Annotated in this window: 16 protein-coding genes; 11 read left to right on the top strand and 5 right to left on the bottom strand. The window is 70.7% G+C overall.

The genetic code is table 11. The features are described from left to right. Positions 1 to 27: 27 nt before the first annotated feature. The 3 genes from ABZ297_RS08925 to ABZ297_RS08915 all read right to left on the bottom strand — a co-directional run bounded on the left by ABZ297_RS08925 (position 28) and on the right by ABZ297_RS08915 (position 3,772). Entirely contained in the window at positions 28 to 2,160 is a 2,133-nt protein-coding gene (locus tag ABZ297_RS08925) for a protein kinase (protein WP_355341715.1), read from the bottom strand. Positions 2,161 to 2,270: 110 nt separating this feature from the next. Next, positions 2,271 to 3,413, bottom strand: coding sequence for a type VII secretion-associated serine protease mycosin (gene mycP / locus ABZ297_RS08920; RefSeq protein WP_355341712.1), 1,143 nt, complete (start codon positions 3,411 to 3,413; stop codon positions 2,271 to 2,273). Positions 3,414 to 3,499: 86 nt separating this feature from the next. Further along, the gene (locus ABZ297_RS08915; RefSeq protein WP_355341709.1) at positions 3,500 to 3,772 is read right to left on the bottom strand and encodes a WXG100 family type VII secretion target; all 273 of its coding nucleotides are present in this window, start codon (positions 3,770 to 3,772) and stop codon (positions 3,500 to 3,502) included. Positions 3,773 to 3,895: 123 nt separating this feature from the next. Between ABZ297_RS08915 and ABZ297_RS08910 the strand changes: the two genes are divergently transcribed. From ABZ297_RS08910 to ABZ297_RS08885, 6 genes are all read left to right on the top strand, one after another. After that, positions 3,896 to 4,627, top strand: a complete 732-nt coding sequence (locus ABZ297_RS08910; RefSeq protein ID WP_355341706.1) for an SDR family oxidoreductase — start codon at positions 3,896 to 3,898, stop codon at positions 4,625 to 4,627. Between the two features lie 62 nt (positions 4,628 to 4,689). Beyond that, positions 4,690 to 6,444 carry a biotin carboxylase N-terminal domain-containing protein gene (locus tag ABZ297_RS08905; RefSeq protein WP_355341703.1) on the top strand — a complete coding sequence of 585 codons (1,755 nt, stop codon included), beginning with the start codon at positions 4,690 to 4,692 and terminating at the stop codon, positions 6,442 to 6,444. A 122-nt stretch (positions 6,445 to 6,566) separates the two neighbouring features. Continuing rightward, the gene (locus ABZ297_RS08900; protein ID WP_355341700.1) at positions 6,567 to 7,955 is read left to right on the top strand and encodes a hypothetical protein; all 1,389 of its coding nucleotides are present in this window, start codon (positions 6,567 to 6,569) and stop codon (positions 7,953 to 7,955) included. Between the two features lie 222 nt (positions 7,956 to 8,177). Further along, positions 8,178 to 8,495 (top strand): hypothetical protein, encoded by a 318-nt coding sequence (locus ABZ297_RS08895; protein WP_355341697.1) that lies wholly within the window; start codon positions 8,178 to 8,180, stop codon positions 8,493 to 8,495. A gap of 72 nt (positions 8,496 to 8,567) precedes the next feature. Continuing rightward, the gene (locus ABZ297_RS08890) at positions 8,568 to 9,866 is read left to right on the top strand and encodes a hypothetical protein (protein ID WP_355341695.1); all 1,299 of its coding nucleotides are present in this window, start codon (positions 8,568 to 8,570) and stop codon (positions 9,864 to 9,866) included. Between the two features lie 13 nt (positions 9,867 to 9,879). Then, the gene (locus tag ABZ297_RS08885) at positions 9,880 to 10,212 is read left to right on the top strand and encodes a hypothetical protein (protein WP_355341692.1); all 333 of its coding nucleotides are present in this window, start codon (positions 9,880 to 9,882) and stop codon (positions 10,210 to 10,212) included. A 111-nt stretch (positions 10,213 to 10,323) separates the two neighbouring features. Here ABZ297_RS08885 and ABZ297_RS08880 read toward each other — a convergent pair whose 3' ends face one another. Beyond that, a complete protein-coding gene (locus ABZ297_RS08880; protein ID WP_350803702.1) occupies positions 10,324 to 11,718 on the bottom strand; it encodes an NAD(P)H-quinone dehydrogenase in 1,395 nt (464 codons plus the stop codon). Between the two features lie 72 nt (positions 11,719 to 11,790). Between ABZ297_RS08880 and ABZ297_RS08875 the strand changes: the two genes are divergently transcribed. After that, positions 11,791 to 12,243: a gamma-glutamylcyclotransferase gene (locus ABZ297_RS08875; RefSeq protein WP_350803703.1), complete on the top strand. Its 453-nt coding sequence runs from the start codon at positions 11,791 to 11,793 to the stop codon at positions 12,241 to 12,243. Here the strand turns inward: ABZ297_RS08875 and ABZ297_RS08870 are convergent. Continuing rightward, the gene (locus ABZ297_RS08870) at positions 12,240 to 13,541 is read right to left on the bottom strand and encodes an MFS transporter (protein WP_355341688.1); all 1,302 of its coding nucleotides are present in this window, start codon (positions 13,539 to 13,541) and stop codon (positions 12,240 to 12,242) included. The genes ABZ297_RS08875 and ABZ297_RS08870 overlap by 4 nt on opposite strands. A 111-nt stretch (positions 13,542 to 13,652) precedes the next feature. Between ABZ297_RS08870 and ABZ297_RS08865 the strand changes: the two genes are divergently transcribed. The 4 genes from ABZ297_RS08865 to ABZ297_RS08850 all read left to right on the top strand — a co-directional run. Continuing rightward, a complete protein-coding gene (locus tag ABZ297_RS08865) occupies positions 13,653 to 14,633 on the top strand; it encodes an Lrp/AsnC family transcriptional regulator (protein WP_355341685.1) in 981 nt (326 codons plus the stop codon). Continuing rightward, positions 14,630 to 15,934, top strand: a complete 1,305-nt coding sequence (locus ABZ297_RS08860; protein WP_355341682.1) for a M20/M25/M40 family metallo-hydrolase — start codon at positions 14,630 to 14,632, stop codon at positions 15,932 to 15,934. The genes ABZ297_RS08865 and ABZ297_RS08860 overlap by 4 nt, the downstream gene beginning before the upstream one ends. A 2-nt stretch (positions 15,935 to 15,936) precedes the next feature. Then, complete coding sequence (locus ABZ297_RS08855; protein ID WP_355341679.1) at positions 15,937 to 16,740, top strand: purine-nucleoside phosphorylase; 804 nt, start codon at positions 15,937 to 15,939, stop codon at positions 16,738 to 16,740. Then, on the top strand, positions 16,737 to 18,114 hold a 1,378-nt coding region (locus ABZ297_RS08850), incomplete at its 3' end, for a phospho-sugar mutase (protein ID WP_355341676.1). The genes ABZ297_RS08855 and ABZ297_RS08850, both read left to right, overlap by 4 nt.

The raw sequence follows: 18,114 nt of genomic DNA, 5'->3' as shown, positions 1-18,114 counted from the left end.
ATCCGTCCGGGCCTCCCGGACGGCCTGTCACCCGCAGTTCCCCCAGTCGGCGCTGGTGCTGCCCGAGCCGGCGCTGCCCGAGTACTTCACGCACTTGCCCTTGGCCGGGAGCTTCACCGGCCCGGCGTAGTACTCGAAGTTGCCGCTGTCGGTCTGGCTACCGCCGCCCTGCACGTCCAGGGTGGCGCTGACCGGGGTGGACCTGCCGATGTCCGTGGTCTTGATCGTCACCACGCAGTTCTGGCCCGTGCCGCCGTTGTACAGCTGGTAGGTGACGCCTCCGGAGAACGAGCTGGACCGCTGCACGCTGAAGCCGCCGCCGCAGACCTGGGTGGCCGTGTACGGGTTCCTCGTCTGCGTCGGGGACGGCTTCGGCGCCTCGGTCGTCGGCTTCTGGGTGGGGGACGGCTTCGGCGCCTCGGTCGTCGGCTTCTGGGTGGGAGTCGGCTTCGGCGCCTGCGTCGTCGGCTTCTGGGTGGGAGTCGGCTTCGGCGCCTGCGTCGTCGGCCTCTCGGTCGGCGTCGGCTCCTCCGTCCGGGTCGGCGTCCGCGTCGGGGTCGGCGTCGGAGTGGGCGTCGGGGTCGGCTCCTCGGTCGGCTTCTGCTCCTCCGTCGGAGTCGGCTTCGGCGTGGGCCTGTGCCGCGTCTTCGTCGGGGTGGGCTCCGCCTCCTTGGCCGACTCGGTCGGCTTCTGCGTCGGCTGCGCCGTGATCGTCACCGTCGGCTGCGCGATCGGCTGCGTCGCCAGGGGCTGAGGCTGCGTGGCCACCTGGGTGGGCACCTGCGTCGGAACCGTGCTCAGCTCGGGAACCGGCACCGTGGTCGGCTCGTCCCTGGGCAGCTCGAACGGCAGCACGCCGGTGGCCTGCGGCGCGGGCGTGTCAGCCCAGGGCACCGTCACCTCCGCCTGGTCCGTGGGCGCCGGCTGCTGCTGTTGCTGCTGGACGTCGACGGAGGTGGGAGCGTCCTGCGCGCTCGCCGCTGTGGACGGGGACAGCGTCTTGTCCGCCGCTGCCGCCGCCGGCTGCAGGGTGGTCTGCGTCGAGGCGTACCGGCTCGCTCCCCACAGGCCGAGAGCCGAGACCAGGACGACCGCCGCGGAGGCCGCGACCAGCCCGATGGGGAACGACCTGCGCGACGGGATGCTCGTGGCGGCCTGCATGGGCCCGGGCGGCGACCAGGACTGCTGCGCCTCCTGCGGCCCAGGAACGGGCGGCGGCCCCCAGGTCGGCGCGGTGGCGACCGGCTCGGGTACCACCACGGGCGCGGGCGGCACGGCCAGACCCTGCAGGTGCACCTGCCCCTGCAGGGGCGCCTCGTCACGCGGCGCGAGCAGCATCGTCTCGTCGCTGGGCGGAGCCTGCACAGGCACGGCGAGCTGCCCCGGGTCCGGGACGGGACCGGCGACCGGCAGGCCGGAGCTCTTGTCACCCATCAGCTGCAGCAGCGCGGTGTACGTCGTCGGCCGCTGCGCGACCAGCTTGGCCAGGCAGGAGAGCACGACCCGGCGCAGCGGCTCCGCCAGCTCTCCCAGGTCCGGCGCCGTCTTCATGACGGCCTCCGCGTCCTGGCCGAAGGGCGGCCGGCCGGTGGCGGCGAACGCCACGACCGAGGCCCACGAGAAGACGTCCGAGTAGGCCCCGAAGGCCTCGCCGTTCAACTGCTCGGGCGAGCGGTATCCGACCTCGCCCATCGGCTCGCCGACGGCGACGTCCGTGACCCGGGGGCCGTCCGCACCCATGATCACGTTGTTGGGGCTGAGCCCGCCGTGAACCAGGCCCGCCAGGTGAATGGGGGTCAGCGCGGTCAGCACGCCCACCGCGACGCGCTCCAGCGCGTCCGCGGACAGCGGGCCCTCGGCCTCGACGAGTTCGGCGAGGCTGCGCCCCTCGACGTGCTCCCGGACGACGTACGGCCGCCCCTCCCACACGCCAGTGTCGAGGACCCGCGCGATGTAGGAGCTCGACACCCGCTGGGCGGCCTTGAGCCGCTGGACGGCCTCCGCCTCGTCCGGCGTGCCGGGCAGCAGTTTGATCGCCCTCGGCGTCCCGTCGTCGCTGTCACGCCCCAGGTAGACGACCCCACGGGGACCTTCGCCCAGCCGTCCGATGATGGCGTAGGCGCCTACCTGGTCGGGATCACCCGGAAGTAAGGAGTCCATGACAGCCCTTCCAATGACAAATCATGATTCGCGGTACATTGAACCAAATTTGTCACAGCAGCATCAGGGGTTTCGGACCCTAATGATCGTTGTTCATCCGATCGATGCCATCAGTTGTGGCGGCCCGCCCGCCAGCCCCTCCGCCTGCCCATCGGCACCACCATGCGGCCGACGACGAGCGCTCCCATGCCTGCGAGCGCGCCCGCTCCCACGGCCATGCCGACGTTGATCGCGCGCTGGTCGACCGGCGACGCCTTGGTCACGAGCCCCGCCGACAGCGGGGCGGGCGGCGGCCCGGCCACCGCCACCTCCTCCGACGGGAGGACCGCGGTGATCGCGAGCAGCGGGTTCACCATCCCGGCCCCCGTGCCGTCGCCGAGCGCGCCGTCGGCGGTGTTCTCGATCCGCCGCCGCACCTGCTCCTCGTTCAGGCGCGGATACCGGGAGCGCACCAGCGCGGCGACGCCCGCCACGTACGGCGCGGCGAAGCTCGTCCCCTGAAGGTCGCTGCGGAAGGAGCGGCCGGTCCACGAGCTGGTGATCTTCTCGCCCGGCGCCACCACGCCGACCCTGGATCCGGTGTTGGAGAAGTCGGAGCGCCGGCCGTCCTCGGTGACGGCGCCCACCGAGAGCACGCCCTCGTAGGCGGCCGGGTAGGCGGGCGTGGTGACGCCGCCCTTCTCGACGTTCCCCGCCGCCGCCACGATCACCACGTCGCGCGAGAGCGCGTAGTCGACCGCCTGCTTCAGGTCGGGCTGGTTGCCGGCCTGGACGGAGATGTTGATCACATCGACGCCGGCCTCGGCCGCCTTGACGATCGCGTCGGCGAGCTTCCCGACCTCGCCTTCCTGCTCGTTGGTCTGCTTGTACGAGATAAGCCGGGCCCTCGGCGCGACCCCGTAGAAGGGAACGCCCTGGAGGTAGCGTCCGGCGATGATGCCGGCGGTGGCGGTGCCGTGGCCCACGCAGTCACGATGCCCGGTGCGGGTGAGATCGACCTGCCTGACGACCGCTCCGGCCAGCGACGGGTGCCTGAGATCGACGCCGCTGTCGATGACGGCGACCGTGACCCCCTCGCCGCTCGTCAGCTTCCACACGCTCCGCGCGTTCAGCCGCTTCTGCGCCCACGACTCCCCGACCTGCATCGAGCCCTTCTCGGGGTTGCACCGCACGGGCTCGGCGTAGGCGGCGGCCGGCGCGGCGGCGACCCCCGCGGTGGCGAGCGCGCAGGCCAGAAGGGTCCGCTGGATCATGACCGGAAAGCATATATTGTCCCGGTCTGGCGGGCATGGCAGGCTCGCGAAAAAGCCCCGGCGAACGCCGGGGCTCTCCCGATGGATCAGCGCGTCGCGGACTCGATGTTGGTCTGGTACGTGGTGATGACCCGACCAGCCTCGTTCAACTCTTCCGTCATGCGCTGGAACGCCGCGCGGTAGCTCTGCCAGGCGTCGCGGAACTTCTCCGCGCCCGGACCTGTCCAGGCCGTGCCGACCTTGCCCGCCTCACGGTCGAGCGCGGCCATCGTGGTGCGCACCGCCTCCGACTGCTGCCTGAACTGGGCGGCCATTTGCTGCATTTCCTGCGGGTCGCCACCGAGCATGCTCTGGCTCATGCATACCTCCAGGATTGATGGGAAAGCGCACTCACCATAGATGGGCCGCCCGCTCCTCGCCGCCGTTATGCCGAGCGGCTATGGTCTACCAGAGGAATGTTCGGCCGAAGGAGTGTCCCGTCCATGCGCGAGGTAGTGGTCACCGGCGGCGGAACCGGCATCGGGTACGCGGTGGCCGCGGCGTTCGTCTCACTCGGCGACCACGTCACGATCACCGGCCGCCGCGAGCACGTGCTTAAGGAGGCCGCGGAGCGGCTCGGCGCCGCGCACCTGCCGTTCGACGCCTCCAGCCCGCACGCCGTCGAGGAGGCCGCGCGGAAGCTGCCGGAGCGGGTGGACGTGCTGGTCAACAACGCGGGCGCCAACACCAACCTGGACCGCAGGCAGAAGCCGTCCGGCACTGCCGACCTGGCGGGCGTGGCCGAGGCGTGGTGGGCCAACCTCAACGCGAACCTGATGTCGGCGGTGCTCGTCACCACCGCGCTGCTGCCGCGGATGAACAAGGGCGGCAGGATCATCTCCATCGGCTCCATCGCCGCGCGCGGCACAGGCTCAGGCTCGTACGGCGCGTCCAAGGCGGCCGTCGAGTCGTGGACCGCCGACCTGGCGGCCGAGCTCGGCCCCAAGGGCATCACCGCGAACGTGGTCGCGCCGGGGCTGGTGGTCGACACCGAGTTCTTCCGTGGCAGGCTGACCGACGAGGGCATCATGGCCCGCGTCCAGAACACCCGCAACGGGCGGCCCGGCACCCCGTCGGACGTGGCCGACAGCGTGCTCTTCCTCGCCTCACCGGGGGCGAGGCACCTGACAGGGCAGGTGGTGCACGTCAACGGCGGCGCCTATCTGGGCCGCTGACGACAAGCCGGCAACCGGCGCCTAAACTCCGTTGGGTGCCCGTCGAGGAAGGACGAACGTCGGTGCAGAAGGTTCTGATCGCCAACCGAGGCGAGATCGCCGTGCGGGTCGCCCGCGCGTGCAAGGACGCCGGAATCGGCAGCGTGGCCGTCTATGCCGACCAAGACCTCGACTCGCTGCACGCCAGAGTCGCCGACGAGGCGTACGCGCTGGGCGGGCAGTCCCCCGCCGAGACCTACCTCGACATCGCCAAGCTGCTGAAGATCGCCCAGCAGTCGGGGGCCGACGCCGTACACCCCGGCTACGGCTTCCTGGCCGAGAACGCCGACTTCGCGCAGGCCGTCCTCGACGCGGGCCTGACCTGGATCGGCCCGCCGCCCGCCGCCATCGCCGCGCTCGGCGACAAGGTGCGGGCCAGGCACATCGCGCAGAAGGTCGGCGCGCCGCTGGTCGCCGGCACCACCGACCCCGTCTCGGGCGTCGACGAGGTGGTCGCGTTCGCCGAGGAGCACGGGCTGCCCATCGCGATCAAGGCCGCGTACGGCGGCGGCGGGCGCGGCATCAAGGTGGCCCGCACCCTGGAAGAGGTCCCCGAGCTGTACGAGTCGGCGGTGCGCGAGGCGGTCGCCGCCTTCGGCCGCGGCGAGTGCTTCGTCGAGCGCTACCTCGACCGTCCCCGCCACGTCGAGACGCAGTGCCTGGCCGACCATGACGGCAACGTGGTCGTGGTCAGCACCCGCGACTGCTCGCTCCAGCGCCGCCACCAGAAGCTGGTCGAGGAGGCGCCCGCGCCGTTCCTGTCGCAGGCCCAGCTCGAGACGCTCTACTCCAGCTCCAAGGCGATCCTGCGCGAGGCGGGCTACGTCGGGGCCGGCACCTGCGAGTTCCTCGTCGGCCAGGACGGCACGATCTCCTTCCTGGAGGTCAACACCCGGCTGCAGGTCGAGCACCCCGTCACGGAGGAGGTCGCGGGCGTCGACCTGGTCCGCGAGATGTTCCGCATCGCCGACGGCGAACCGCTCGGCTACGGCGACCCCGAGCTGCGCGGCCACGCGATCGAGTTCCGGATCAACGCCGAGGACGCGGGCCGCGGCTTCCTGCCCGCGCCGGGGACGCTGAGCGTCATGCGCCCGCCGTCCGGCCCGGGAGTGCGGCTCGACTCCGGCTACGAGACGGGCATGACCGTGCCGGGCACGTTCGACTCACTGGTGGCCAAGCTGATCGTGACCGGACGCACCCGCCAGGAGGCGCTGGAGCGCTCGCGCAGGGCGCTGGCCGAGTTCGAGATCGACGGCATGCCGACCGTGCTGCCGTTCCACCGCGCGGTCGTGTCCGAGCCGGCCTTCGTCTCCGAGCCGTTCACTGTCCACACCCGGTGGATCGAGACCGAGTTCGACAACACCATCGAGCCCTACGTGGGCGACGTCTCCGCCGAGGAGCCCGAGCCGCGCGAGAGCGTGACGGTCGAGGTCGGCGGCAAGCGCCTGGAGGTGGTCCTGCCGGCCGGCCTGGGCACGGCCGGCCGGTCCGCGGGCGCGCCGTCCACGGGCAGGGCGGCCAAGCGGCGGGCGGGCGGCGCCAAGAAGGCGGCGGCAGGCGGCGACGCGCTCGTCAGCCCGATGCAGGGCACCATCGTCAAGGTCGTCGCAGGCGACGGCGACACCGTGGCCGAGGGCGACACGGTCGTGGTGCTGGAGGCGATGAAGATGGAGCAGCCGCTGGCCGCGCACAAGGCCGGCACGATCACCGGCCTGACGGCCGCGGTCGGGCAGACCGTCACCTCCGGGGCGACCATCTGCGAGATCAAGAACGCCTGACCGGAGGCCCCAGGATGTCCGGCCGCCCAGCGCACCCGGCCGACTCCGTACGGGTAACGTGCAGACTGAGGAACTTTGCCAATCGCCCGTTCGTCCTCATGGGCGAAGGAGGCTTGCTGCCAATGACCCATTCGCTGCGCCGGGCAGGGGCCGCGATCGCGGCCCTGATCGCCGGTCTCATCGTCGTGTTCGCGCTTTCCCCGGCCGCCAACGCGGCGGCCCCCCCTGACGCACAGTCGGTGGTGTCCTTCTGGAAGGACAAGAAGGACCCGCTCTATCTGGACTCGGGCTCGTCGCTGAGCTCGGACCAAGCGTCCAAGATCCGTGACGCCTTGAAGGACTCCAAGAGTGACATCTACGTGGCGGCGCTGCCCGACGGCACGCTGAGCGCCTCCACCGCCAAGCCCTATGTCGACTCCCTTGGCAGAGCAACCGTCCAGGCCAAGGGCGGCGGCCGGGTCACCGTGGCGGTGCTCAACGGCAAGACGCTGTTCGCCGCGTCCAACTTCGGCCAGTCCGGTCTGACCGACCAGCTCGCCAAGCGGGCCGTGAGCGCCAACGACGACATCGTCGCCGGCATGGAGGACTTCATCGAGCGGGTCAACCTGGCCTCGTCCGGCAAGACCCGCGCCGCGCTCGACTCCGGCCCTGTGGGCGGGGGCGGCAGCACCGGCCTCGGCGTGCTGGCCGGCATCGGCGCGGTCGTGCTGGTCGGCGGTGGCGGCCTGTTCCTGTACACCAAGAACAAGAAGAAGAAGCAGGCCATCCAGGACGCCAAGGACCTCGCGGCGGTCAAGCAGACCGTCGAGGAGGACGTCACCAAGCTCGGCGAGGAGATCACCGCGCTCGACACCGACGTCCAGCTCGCCGGCCAGGGCGGCCAGCACATCAACGAGTGGCAGCAGGCTCTCGACTCCTACGAGAAGGCCAAGACGCAGCTCGCCGCGGTGCAGCGGGCCGAGCAGGTCCGCGACGTCACCCAGACCCTCGAGGACGGCCGTTACGCGCTGGCCGTGGTGAAGGCCAAGGTCAACAAGCAGCCGGTCCCCGAGCGGCGCGCGCCCTGCTTCTTCAACCCGCAGCACGGCCCGTCGGTGCGTGACGTGCGCTGGGCCCCGCCCGGTGGCGCGGTGCGCGACGTGCCCGCCTGCGCGGCCGACGCCGAGGCCGTGGAGCGCGGCTTCGACCCGCAGATGCGCGAGGTCATGGTCGACGGGCAGCGCCGCCCGTACTACGACGCAGGCCCGGCCTACCAGCCGTACGCCTACGGCTACTACGGCGGCTTCGGCGACATCATGACCGGCATGTTCATCGGCACCCTGATGGGCAGCATGCTCGGTGGCGGCGGCTTCGGCTTCGGCGGCTACGGCGCCGGCTACGCCGAGGGTTACGCCGACGCCGGCGGCGGCGGCGACTTCGGCGGTGGAGGCGACTTCGGCGGCTTCGGCGGCGGGGGCGACTTCGGCGGCGGGGACTTCGGTGGTGGCGACTTCGGCGGCGGCGACTGGTAACCAGCAGCCAGGCCGATCGGGCGCGCTCCCCTTCCCGGGGGGGCGCGCCCTTCGTCGTCAGGGCCGCCCCCGATCGCGCGTCCGCAGGAGCCCGCCACCCGTGTCCTGGAGCGTCGTGCTGGGACGTCATGGCACCGAATTCAAGAACGCCGCTATTGGCGTCATACCGGGTGATAGCGTGGAGCCGCCGATCATGAAGTTGCGCTGAATGGGTGGTAAATCGTGGCGGACGTGCTGAAGGCCGACCGGACGTCGATGACCGGTGCCGCGCGGCGCGTCCAGGAATCCGTCGACCTGTTCGGGCAGTACACGGATGCGCTGATGAACACCATCGCGGGCAGCGGACGGTCGGCGTGGGGAATCGGTGTCATCGGCATGGCGATGGACCAGATCAACGAGACGGTCGGCGGGGCGTGCCGCCATCTTCACGACAACCTCGACAAGGCCGGCACGAGCCTGCGGGTGATGACCGATCGGACGGACGCCGCAGAGCAGGCCAGCACGGCCACCATCCAGGCGCTGGACGCCGGCAGGTCCTAAGAAGTCCACCTTCAACGTGACACGGGAAGGCGTGACGATCGGGTTCCGTGAGCCACGGACGGGGGTGCCCTCGTGGCGATGATGCTCCCCGCGAAGCTGGAAGAGGCCTTCGTCCTGCTGGGCGTGCCATGGCCCACCGAGAACGAGGACGGGCTCAAGGAGTACGCCGCCGCGTGCTGGCGCTGTGCCGGCGAGCTCATCACCGACGTCGTTCCGGCCCTGGTCGGCACCGTCGGGTCCATCGGTCTGGACAACGCCGGAGACGGCGTCGAGGCGCTCCTCGCCTTCCTTGCCGACTACCTTGACGACGAGACGGATCTCGCGCACCTGCCCAGTCTCGCCATAATCCTGTCCGTCCTCGCCGCGAGTCACTCTCTCGCCGCGGTGCTCGTCCAGGCGCTCAAGATACTGCTCGTCATCGTGGCCACCTATGTGGCCGCCGCACTTCTGTGGGCCGCCATGGCGGCCGTCGTCACCAGCGGTATGGCTGTCGTGCGGGCACGGACGTTCGTCATCGGCCTGCGCCTGATCGCCCAGCGCGCGGTGGCCGTCTTCCGCCGCGAGCTCGAACGGTTCTTCGGCAAATCACTGGTCAGAGGCGTCCAGGCACGCCTGCGTCGCCTCTTCGGCGCACGGCCGCCGAAGAACGCCGAGAGGGCAGGCGCCAAGTCCGGCGCCGGCACCTCCGGGAAGCCGACACGGGACCGCCTGCCCGCAGCGCCACTCGAGCGGCACATGCCCCTGCCCAGACCGGAGGAGTTACGTCTGGAGCGCGGGGCCGACGGACTCATCGTGCGGGTCAACGGCAGGTCGGTGCACGACTTCGTCGGCGATCTGACCCGCAGCCGCGGGCTGGAGTACCGTACGCGTCGGCAGGAACAGACCGACCTCGCCTTCTCGGACCAGAAAGCCGGTCCGGTTCTCTCCGTTCTCATGGACCGGAGGACCGGAAAGCTGTACGAGGGCGTCAACGACATGATCGCGGTTCCCGACGACCTGCATCCCCTGCTCCGCGAGCGCTTCGACGGACTGACGAACTGGTCCAGAGAGGTCGGCCCGTTCGACCACGGGCCGGATTACCCGCCCGGCGCGTTCCCGCACTTTTCCGAGCCGGGAACCCATGCCGAGGTCACCGCGGTGAACAAAGCACTTTTCGACCGCACCGCCCGGGGTGAGACCGTCACCCCTGCCACACTGCAGGAGTTCTACTTCGACAACCGCTGGATCAGGGTGGTCGACGATCTCGAACGGGCCCCGTGCTGCGCGAACTGCACGCACTTCTTGTACGATGTCCCTAATCCGGTCGAATACTATTCCCGCTATCCGCACGACGGCGTGACGGTGCCGAACTTCACGCCTCCGTACATTTGATGCCGAGGGATTCATGCGCATCACGATGGATGAACTCGAATACGACGAGAACCAGCGAGTTCTTTATCATGGAGCGCCGTATACGGGAACGGCGTGGGAGTTCTACGCCGATGGCGACGTGATGACGGAGCAGAACTTCTTCAAGGGGATTCCGCACGGAGTTTCGCGTGCTTTTTATCACGGCGGCCAGGCCGAGTCGGAGCGCGAGCACGAGTACGGCCGCCGGCACGGTCCGTGGCGCACCTGGCACGAGAACGGCCAGCTTGGGGAAGAGTTGATTTACGACCGTGGAAAGATCGTCTCGCGCGAGGCGTGGGCCGAGGACGGCACATCGGTCGATTGGTGATCGACGAGCCTGCCATCTCGGCAGGCGGCGCCTCGAGGAGGTGCAACACCTGGCGTCCCTGCTCACTGCCTGCGGACAGAACCTGACGTAAGGCCCCAGGCAGGAAGCCTCTCAGATGCCGATGGACGCCTCGGGCTGCATGAGGCGGCGGGCGGCCTCGGTGATGGAGCCGGAGAGCGACGGGTACACCGCGAACGTGTGGGCGAGCTGGTCTACAGTGAGCCGCTGCTGCACCGCCACGGAGACGGCCAGGATCAGCTCGGAGGCCCGCGGCGCCACCACGACCCCGCCCAGCACGATGCCGGTGTGCGGGCGGCAGAACAGCTTGACGAAGCCGTCGTTGAAGCCCTGCATCTTGGCGCGGGCGTTGGTGGCCAGCGGCAGCTTGACCACGTTGGCCTCGATCTCGCCGGCCTCGATCGAGCGCTGCGCCACGCCGACGGCGGCGATCTCGGGGTCGGTGAAGATGTTGGAGGCGACCGTCGCCAGCCGCAGCGGCTGGACCGCCTCGCCGAGCGCGTGCCAGACGGCGATGCGGCCCTGCATGGCGGCGACGGAGGCGAGCATGAGCACGCCGGTGCAGTCGCCGGCGGCGTAGACGCCGGGCGCGGACGTGCGCGAGACCTTGTCGACCTTGATGAAGCCGTTCCTGTCGAGCTGAACCCCGGCCTCCTCCAGGCCGATGCCGCCGGTGTTGGGCACCATGCCGACCGTCATCAGCGCGTGGGAGCCTTCGGCGGTGCGGCCGTCCTCGAGGGTGACCACCACGCCGTCGGCGGTGCGCTTGACGGAGGCGGCGCGCGAGCGGCCCATGACGTTCATGCCGCGCCGCCGGTAGACCTCTTCCAGCACTTCGGCGCCGTCTGCGTCCTCGTTGGGCATCATCCGGTCGCGGCTGGAGACGAGGGTGACCTCGGCTCCCAGGGAGCGGTAGGCGCCCGCGAACTCCGCGCCCGTCACGCCCGAGCCGACCACGATCAGGTGTTCGGGCAGCTCGTCGAGGTCGTAGAGCTGGCGCCAGTTCAGGATGCGCTCGCCGTCGGGCTCCGCGCCCGGCAGCACGCGCGGGGTGGCCCCGGTGGCGACGAGCACCACATCGGCCCTGATGGTGCGGTCGCCGGCCCTGACCACCTGCGGGTCGACGAGCCGCCCGCGCGCCTTGACGATCTCGACGCCCTCTGCGGCGACCCTGGTGGCGATGTCGGCCGACTGGGCCTGCGCCAGCTCCTTGACGCGCTTGTTGACCAGCGGCAGGTCGACGCTGGCCACGCCGATGTCGCCGTCGGGGCCGCCGGAGAAGGCGACGCCGAGCGAGGGCGCGTCGAGCAGGGCCTGCTTGCGGACGGAGGTCGCGATCAGAGTCTTGGACGGCACGCAGTCGGTGAGCACGCACGCGCCACCCGGGCCGTCCTGCTCCACCAGCGTGACCTCTGCGCCTAGTTGCGCGGCCACGAGTGCTGCTTCGTACCCGCCTGGCCCGCCACCGATGATCACGATCCTAGTCACGTGTCCTATTCTCCCGCATCGGCCGAGTCGCCTACGAACGGGGCGCCCCCCCTCGCGCTAGTCTTGTCTGCTGTGCCTGTCTACGCCGCCTACGGCAGCAACATGGACCCTGAGCAGATGGCGATGCGCGCCCCTCACTCTCCGATGCGCGGGGTGGGCTGGCTGCAGGGCTGGCGCCTGACGTTCGGGGGCGAGGACATCGGGTGGGAGGGCGCTCTCTCCACCATCGTCGAAGATCCCGACGAGCACGTCTTCGTCGTCCTCTACGACGTCCCCGAGTGGGACGAGAACTCCCTCGACCAGTGGGAGGGCGCGGCACGCGGCATGCACCACAAGGTGCGGCTGCGGGTGCAGACGCTCGAGGGCGAGGTCGTGGCCTGGTTCTACGTGCTCGACGGCTACGAGGGCGGCCTGCCGTCCGCCCGTTACCTGGGCATCCTGGCCGACGCCGCGGAGCGGGCGGGCGCCCCCGACGACTACGTCAAGGAGTTGCGGGGGCGCCCCTGCAAGTCGCTCGGCGACTAGCTGAGCGGCTGGTCCTTGGTCTCCTTCAGGGCGAAGACGTAGACCAGCGTGGAGATCAGCGCGAGCGCCGACATGTACCACGGGAAGAGCCCGGAGTTGCCGGCGTCCTTCAGCGCCGTGCCGATCAGCGGCGCGGTGCCACCGAAGATCGCGACGGTCAGCGAGTACGGGAACCCGGCTCCGGAGGCCCGCACCCTGGTCGGGAAGAGCTCGGAGTTGACCGCGGCCGAGATCGCCGTGAAGCAGCCGAGGAAGACCATGCCCACGCACTGGATGAGCAGCAGGCTCGCGAACGAGTTCGTCAGCATGCCGAGCAGCGGCACCGGCAGGAGGGTGAAGGCCAGGCCGAAGGTGATCAGCATCGGCCTGCGGCCGATCTTGTCCGACAGCATGCCGAGCAGCGGCTGCAGGATCATGAAGAACACCAGCGCGATCGTGCTCACGGTGAGCGAGTCGGCCTTGTCGAAGTTGACGTTCTGCTGCGCATAGGTCGGCAGGAACGTGGTCCACGTGTAGTACGCGACCGTGCCCGCCACCGTGATGCCGACGATGAGCGCGGCCTTGGTCGGGTAGCGGACCAGGAACTCGAACATGCGGGGGCGCTCGACCTCGCCCTTCTTGATCTCTTCGGCGACGGTGCTGGTCTCCTCGGCACCCTTGCGGATCCACAGGCCGACCAGGCTGATCACCGCGCCGACCACGAACGGGATGCGCCAGCCGTAGCTGTCCATGTCCCCTTCGGCCAGCGACGAGGCCAGCAGCGCGGCCAGGCCGGAGGCGAGGAGCTGGCCGATCGTGGTGCTCACGTACTGGAAGCTCGAGAACAGGCCGCGCCGGCCGGGAGGCGCGGACTCGACCAGGAACGTGGTGGCGGCGGCGAACTCGCCGCCGACCGACAGGCCCTGGATCAGCCTGGCCAGGGTGAGGACGATCGGCGCGAGGACGCCGGCGGCCGTGTAGGTCGGGGTGACCGCGAGCAGCAGTGAGCCGCCGCCCATCAGGACGATGGTGAACGTCATCGCGGCCTTGCGGCCGTACCTGTCGGCGAACGCGCCGACCAGCAGGCCGCCCAACGGGCGCATGAAGAAGCCCACGGCGAAGATCGCGAACGCGCTGAGCACCGGGACGAGCGGGTTGTCGGTCTTGGGGAAGACCTGCGGGGAGAAGTAAACGGTGAGGAACGAGTAGGTATACCAGTCGAACCACTCGACGACGTTGCCGATGCTGGCCGCCATGAGCTGACGGACGCGACTTCTGGGGATGCCGATCGGCGATTGAGCAAGGGGAGGGGTCGCCACGCGTGGCTCCTTTGCTGGCGAGTGCTGTGATGGCCTACTGTGCATGCGGACGTCCGAAACAGTCAAATGTCTGGATATATATTTACAAACCCGACACAGAAACGGCCTCACGTGGATGTTCTTGACCGGCGCCTCGTCGCTGCCCTTCAGGTCAACCCCCGGGCGGCGTGGGGCGAGATCGGCAGGGCCGTCGGCGAGCATGAACGCACGGTGGCACGCCGGTTGCAACGACTGATCGCCGAGGGCGTGCTCCGCGTCACCGCGATCTACGACGACCTGCGCTCCGGTCACGGGCGGCCCGTCCACCTGCACGTCCAGGTCCGGCCCGGCACGTCCCGGCAGGTCGCCGAGGCGCTGTCCGACCGGCCCGACACGCGCTCGGTCTACTCGCTGACCGGCGCCGCCGACCTCGGCTGCGAGCTGGTCTCCCCGTCCAGGGACCGCCTGCACGACATCCTGACCACGCAGATCACCGAGATCGACGGGGTGTTGCAGACGCGCACCCAGGTCGTCCTGCACACGTTCATGACCGTCGCCGAGTGGCACGCCCCCTACCTCACCGACCAGGAGGTGGCCGGGCTGCGCCCGGCTCCCGTCCGTAACTGCCTCCCCGACGAGGACGGCCTGTCACCGCTGGAGCGGGAGATCGCCGAACTGCTGGCCGCCGACGGGCGCATCGCCTTCACCACGATCGCCGAACGGCTGGACGTCTCCGTCCCGACCGCGCGCAAGCGGGTCGCCTCGCTGCTCGACCGGCGGCTCCTGCTGCTGCGGGCGGAGGTCGAGCCCGCGCTGCTCGGCCTGGAGGTGGAGGCCAAGCTCTGGCTCAAGGTGCGCCCGCACGGCCTCGACATGGTCGGCCAGACGCTGGCAGCGCACCCGAACGTCCGGTACTGCGCAGCCACCACCGGCACCCACTCGGTGATCGTCCAGGTGGCGGTCGCCCACGAGGCCGCCCTCTACCGCTTCCTGACCGGCGTCGTCGGCCCCCTCGACGAGGTCACCGACATGGACGTCACCCTCATCACCCGCGCCTACAAGCGCGGCCACCTCCACAAGTCCGGCCTGCTCACCTTGGAGAAGACCCCATGACACCAGCAGAGAAGGAAGTCGCCGAGCTCTGCGCGGAGCTGATCCGCGCCGACAGCAGCAACTACGGGGACGGCTCCGGCCCCGGCGAGCGCGCCGCCGCCGAGGTGGTCATGGCCAGGCTCGCCGAGGTCGGCGTCGAGTCCACCTACGTGGAGAGCGCCCCCGGACGCGGCAACGTGGTCACCCGCGTCGAGGGTGCCGACCCGTCGCTGCCCGCACTGCTCGTCCACGGCCACCTGGACGTGGTCCCCGCCAACGCCGCCGACTGGTCGGTCGACCCGTTCGCGGGCGAGGTGCGCGACGGCTACATCTGGGGCCGCGGCGCGGTGGACATGAAGGACATGGACGCGATGATGCTGGCCGTCCTGCGCCAGCTCAAGCAGGAAGGCCGCAAGCCGCGCCGGGACCTGGTCTTCGCCTGGGTGGCCGATGAGGAGGCGGGCGGCGTGTACGGCGCCAAGTACCTCACCGAGCACCACCCCGAGCTGTTCGAGGGCGTCACCGAGGCGATCAGCGAGGTGGGCGGCTACTCGCTGGAGGTGGACCCGTCGCTGCGGCTCTACCTGATCGAGACCGCGCAGAAGGGCCTCGGCTGGATGAAGCTGATCGCCGACGGCACGGCGGGGCACGGCTCGATGCTCAACTCCGACAACGCAATCACCGAGGTGGCCAAGGCCGTGGCCAGGATCGGTGCGCACGAGTGGCCCATCACGCTCACCCCGACGGTGCGCCGCTTCCTCACCGAGGTCGCCGACGCCTTCGGCGTGCCCTTCGACGAGACGGACCCCACGCCGATCCTCGACAAGATCGGGCCGCTCGTCCGCTTCGTCGGCGCGACGCTGAGCCACACCGCCAACCCGACCCAGCTCGGCGCCGGATACAAGGCGAACGTCATCCCCGGCCAGGCCACCGCCGTGGTCGACGGGCGCTTCCTGCCCGGCTTCGAGGACGATTTCTTCAAGACCATCGACTCGCTGCTCGGCCCGAACGTGCGCCGCGAGTTCGTGCACCACGACATCGCGCTGGAGACCACGTTCGACGGCGCCCTGGTCGAGTCGATGATCGCGGCGCTGAAGGCCGAGGACCCGACCGCGCGGGCGGTGCCGTACTGCATGTCGGGCGGCACGGACAACAAGACGTTCTTCGCCGACCTGGGCGTGCGCGGGTTCGGGTTCGTGCCGCTGCGGCTGCCCGCCGACATGGACTTCGCGTCGATGTTCCACGGCGTGGACGAGCGGGTGCCGGTGGAGGCGCTGCAGTTCGGGGTGCGAGTGCTCGACAGGCTGCTCCTAAACTACTGAAGGTGACAAACGACGCCTACTCCCTCGCCGGTACGGCCGCCGCGGCGCTGAAGGCCGCCACGGGTCTCGACTCCTTCGACGTGGCCCTCGTCATGGGGTCCGGCTGGGTCCCGGCGGCCGACGCGCTCGGCGCGACCGTGGCCGAGATCCCCTTCACCGACCTGCCCGGCTTCGCGGCCCCCGCCGTCGCGGGGCACGGCGGCAAGATCAGGGTCGTCCGCACCGAAGCCGGGCGGTCGGCCCTCGCCTTCCTCGGCCGCAGCCACCTCTACGAGGGCCGCGACGTCGAGTCGGTCGTCCACGGGGTGCGCACGGCCGCGGCGGCGGGGGTCGGCACGGTCGTGCTGACCAACGCGGCGGGCGGGCTGCGTCCCGAGACGCAGAACGTCGGCGACCCGGTGCTGATCAGCGACCACATCAACATGACGGGCGCCAACCCGATCACCGGCACCACGTTCCTCGACCTCACGGAGGTCTACTCGCGGCGGCTGCGCGCGCTCGTGCGCGAGGTCGACCCGGAGATCGCCGAGGGTGTCTACGCCGCCTTCCGCGGCCCCACCTACGAGACTCCCGCCGAGATCCGCATGCTGCGCACGCTGGGCGCCGACCTGATCGGCATGTCCACCGTGCTGGAGGCGATCGCGGCCCGCGAGGCCGGCCTGGACGTGCTCGGCATCTCGCTGGTCACCAACCCGGGGGCGGGCCTGGCGAGCGAGCCGCTCAACCACGAGGAGGTCCTGGAGGTCGGCCGGGCCACGGCCGCCCGGATGGGCGTCCTGCTGGCCAAGATCGTCGATCGGCTGTGAGCGGCGACCTCGTCCGGCGGGCCAGGCAGTGGCTCGTCCAGGACCCCGACCCCGAGACCCGGGCCGAGCTCTCCGACCTGCTGGACCGAGGTGACCTGGAGGCGCTGGGCGAGCGCTTCGGCAGCAGGCTCGAGTTCGGCACGGCGGGTCTGCGCGGCGAGCTGGGAGCCGGGCCGAACCGGATGAACCGGGTCACCGTCATGCGGGCCGCCGCCGGGCTGGCCGCCGTCCTCGGCCCGGGCAAGCACGTCGTCATCGGCTACGACGCCAGGCACAAGTCCGACGTGTTCGCCCGCGACACCGCCGCGGTGCTGACCGGGGCGGGGTTGCACGCCTCGCTGCTGCCGGGCCCGCTGCCGACGCCCGTGCTGGCCTTCGCCGTCCGCCACCTCGGCGCCGACGCGGGGGTCACGGTGACGGCCAGCCACAACCCGCCCCGCGACAACGGCTACAAGGTCTACTGGGGCGACGGCTCCCAGATCGTGCCGCCGGTCGACCGCGAGATCTCGGCCGCCATCGACGCCGTCGGGCGCGTCGACGAACTGCCGCTCAACGGCCCCGGCACGCTGACCGAGCTGAGCGACGGCATCATCGACGACTACCTCGACGCGGTCACCGCGCTGCCGCTCGGCGACGCCCGCGCGCTGCGGGTGGCCTACACGCCGCTGCACGGCGTGGGCGGGGCGACCCTGACCGGCGCGTTCCTCGCGGCCGGGTTCGAGAGCCCGATGTCGGTCGAGGAGCAGCGCGAGCCCGACCCCGACTTCCCCACGGTGCCCTTCCCGAACCCGGAGGAGCCGGGCGCGATGGACCTCGCCATCGCCCTCGCCACCAAGTCCGGGGCCGACCTCGTCATCGCCAACGACCCCGACGCCGACCGGTGCGCGGTGGCCGTACCGCTGGGCGACGGCTCCTGGCGCATGCTGACCGGCGACGAGGTGGGCGGCCTGCTCGCCGAGCACGTGATCACGCACACGTCCGGCGACCGCATGGTGGCCACCACGATCGTGTCGTCCACCCTGCTCGGCAAGATCGCCCGCGCGCACGGCGTTCGCTACGGCGAGACGCTCACCGGCTTCAAGTGGATCATCAAGGCGGGCCCCGGGCTGGTCTTCGGCTACGAGGAGGCGATCGGCTACAGCGTCGGCTCCGACTCCGGTCTGCCGGTCCACGACAAGGACGGCATCGGCGCCGCCCTCACGGTCGCCGGCATCGCCGCCACCGCCAGGCGCGCCGGCCGCACCCTCCTCGACCTCCTCGACGACCAGGCCCGGCGCTACGGTCTGCACGCCACCACCCAGCTCTCGGTCAGGGTGGACGACCTGTCACTGATCGCCGGCGGTGAGCACCGCGCGCCCGCCGAGCGTCGCCGGC

It is taken from the genome of Nonomuraea sp. NPDC005983 (assembly GCF_040614375.1).
GTDB lineage: Bacteria > Actinomycetota > Actinomycetes > Streptosporangiales > Streptosporangiaceae > Nonomuraea.
Note: the sequence above shows the minus strand (reverse complement) of the source record. Positions and strands in the feature narration are given on the sequence as shown.

Coding starts and splice junctions, on each gene's coding strand:
- ABZ297_RS08925 (WP_355341715.1), bottom strand. CDS start 2,160: ATGGACTCCTTACTTCCGGGTGATCCCGACCAGGTAGGCGCCTACGCC.
- mycP (WP_355341712.1), bottom strand. CDS start 3,413: ATGATCCAGCGGACCCTTCTGGCCTGCGCGCTCGCCACCGCGGGGGTC.
- ABZ297_RS08915 (WP_355341709.1), bottom strand. CDS start 3,772: ATGAGCCAGAGCATGCTCGGTGGCGACCCGCAGGAAATGCAGCAAATG.
- ABZ297_RS08910 (WP_355341706.1), top strand. CDS start 3,896: ATGCGCGAGGTAGTGGTCACCGGCGGCGGAACCGGCATCGGGTACGCG.
- ABZ297_RS08900 (WP_355341700.1), top strand. CDS start 6,567: ATGACCCATTCGCTGCGCCGGGCAGGGGCCGCGATCGCGGCCCTGATC.
- ABZ297_RS08885 (WP_355341692.1), top strand. CDS start 9,880: ATGCGCATCACGATGGATGAACTCGAATACGACGAGAACCAGCGAGTT.
- ABZ297_RS08860 (WP_355341682.1), top strand. CDS start 14,630: ATGACACCAGCAGAGAAGGAAGTCGCCGAGCTCTGCGCGGAGCTGATC.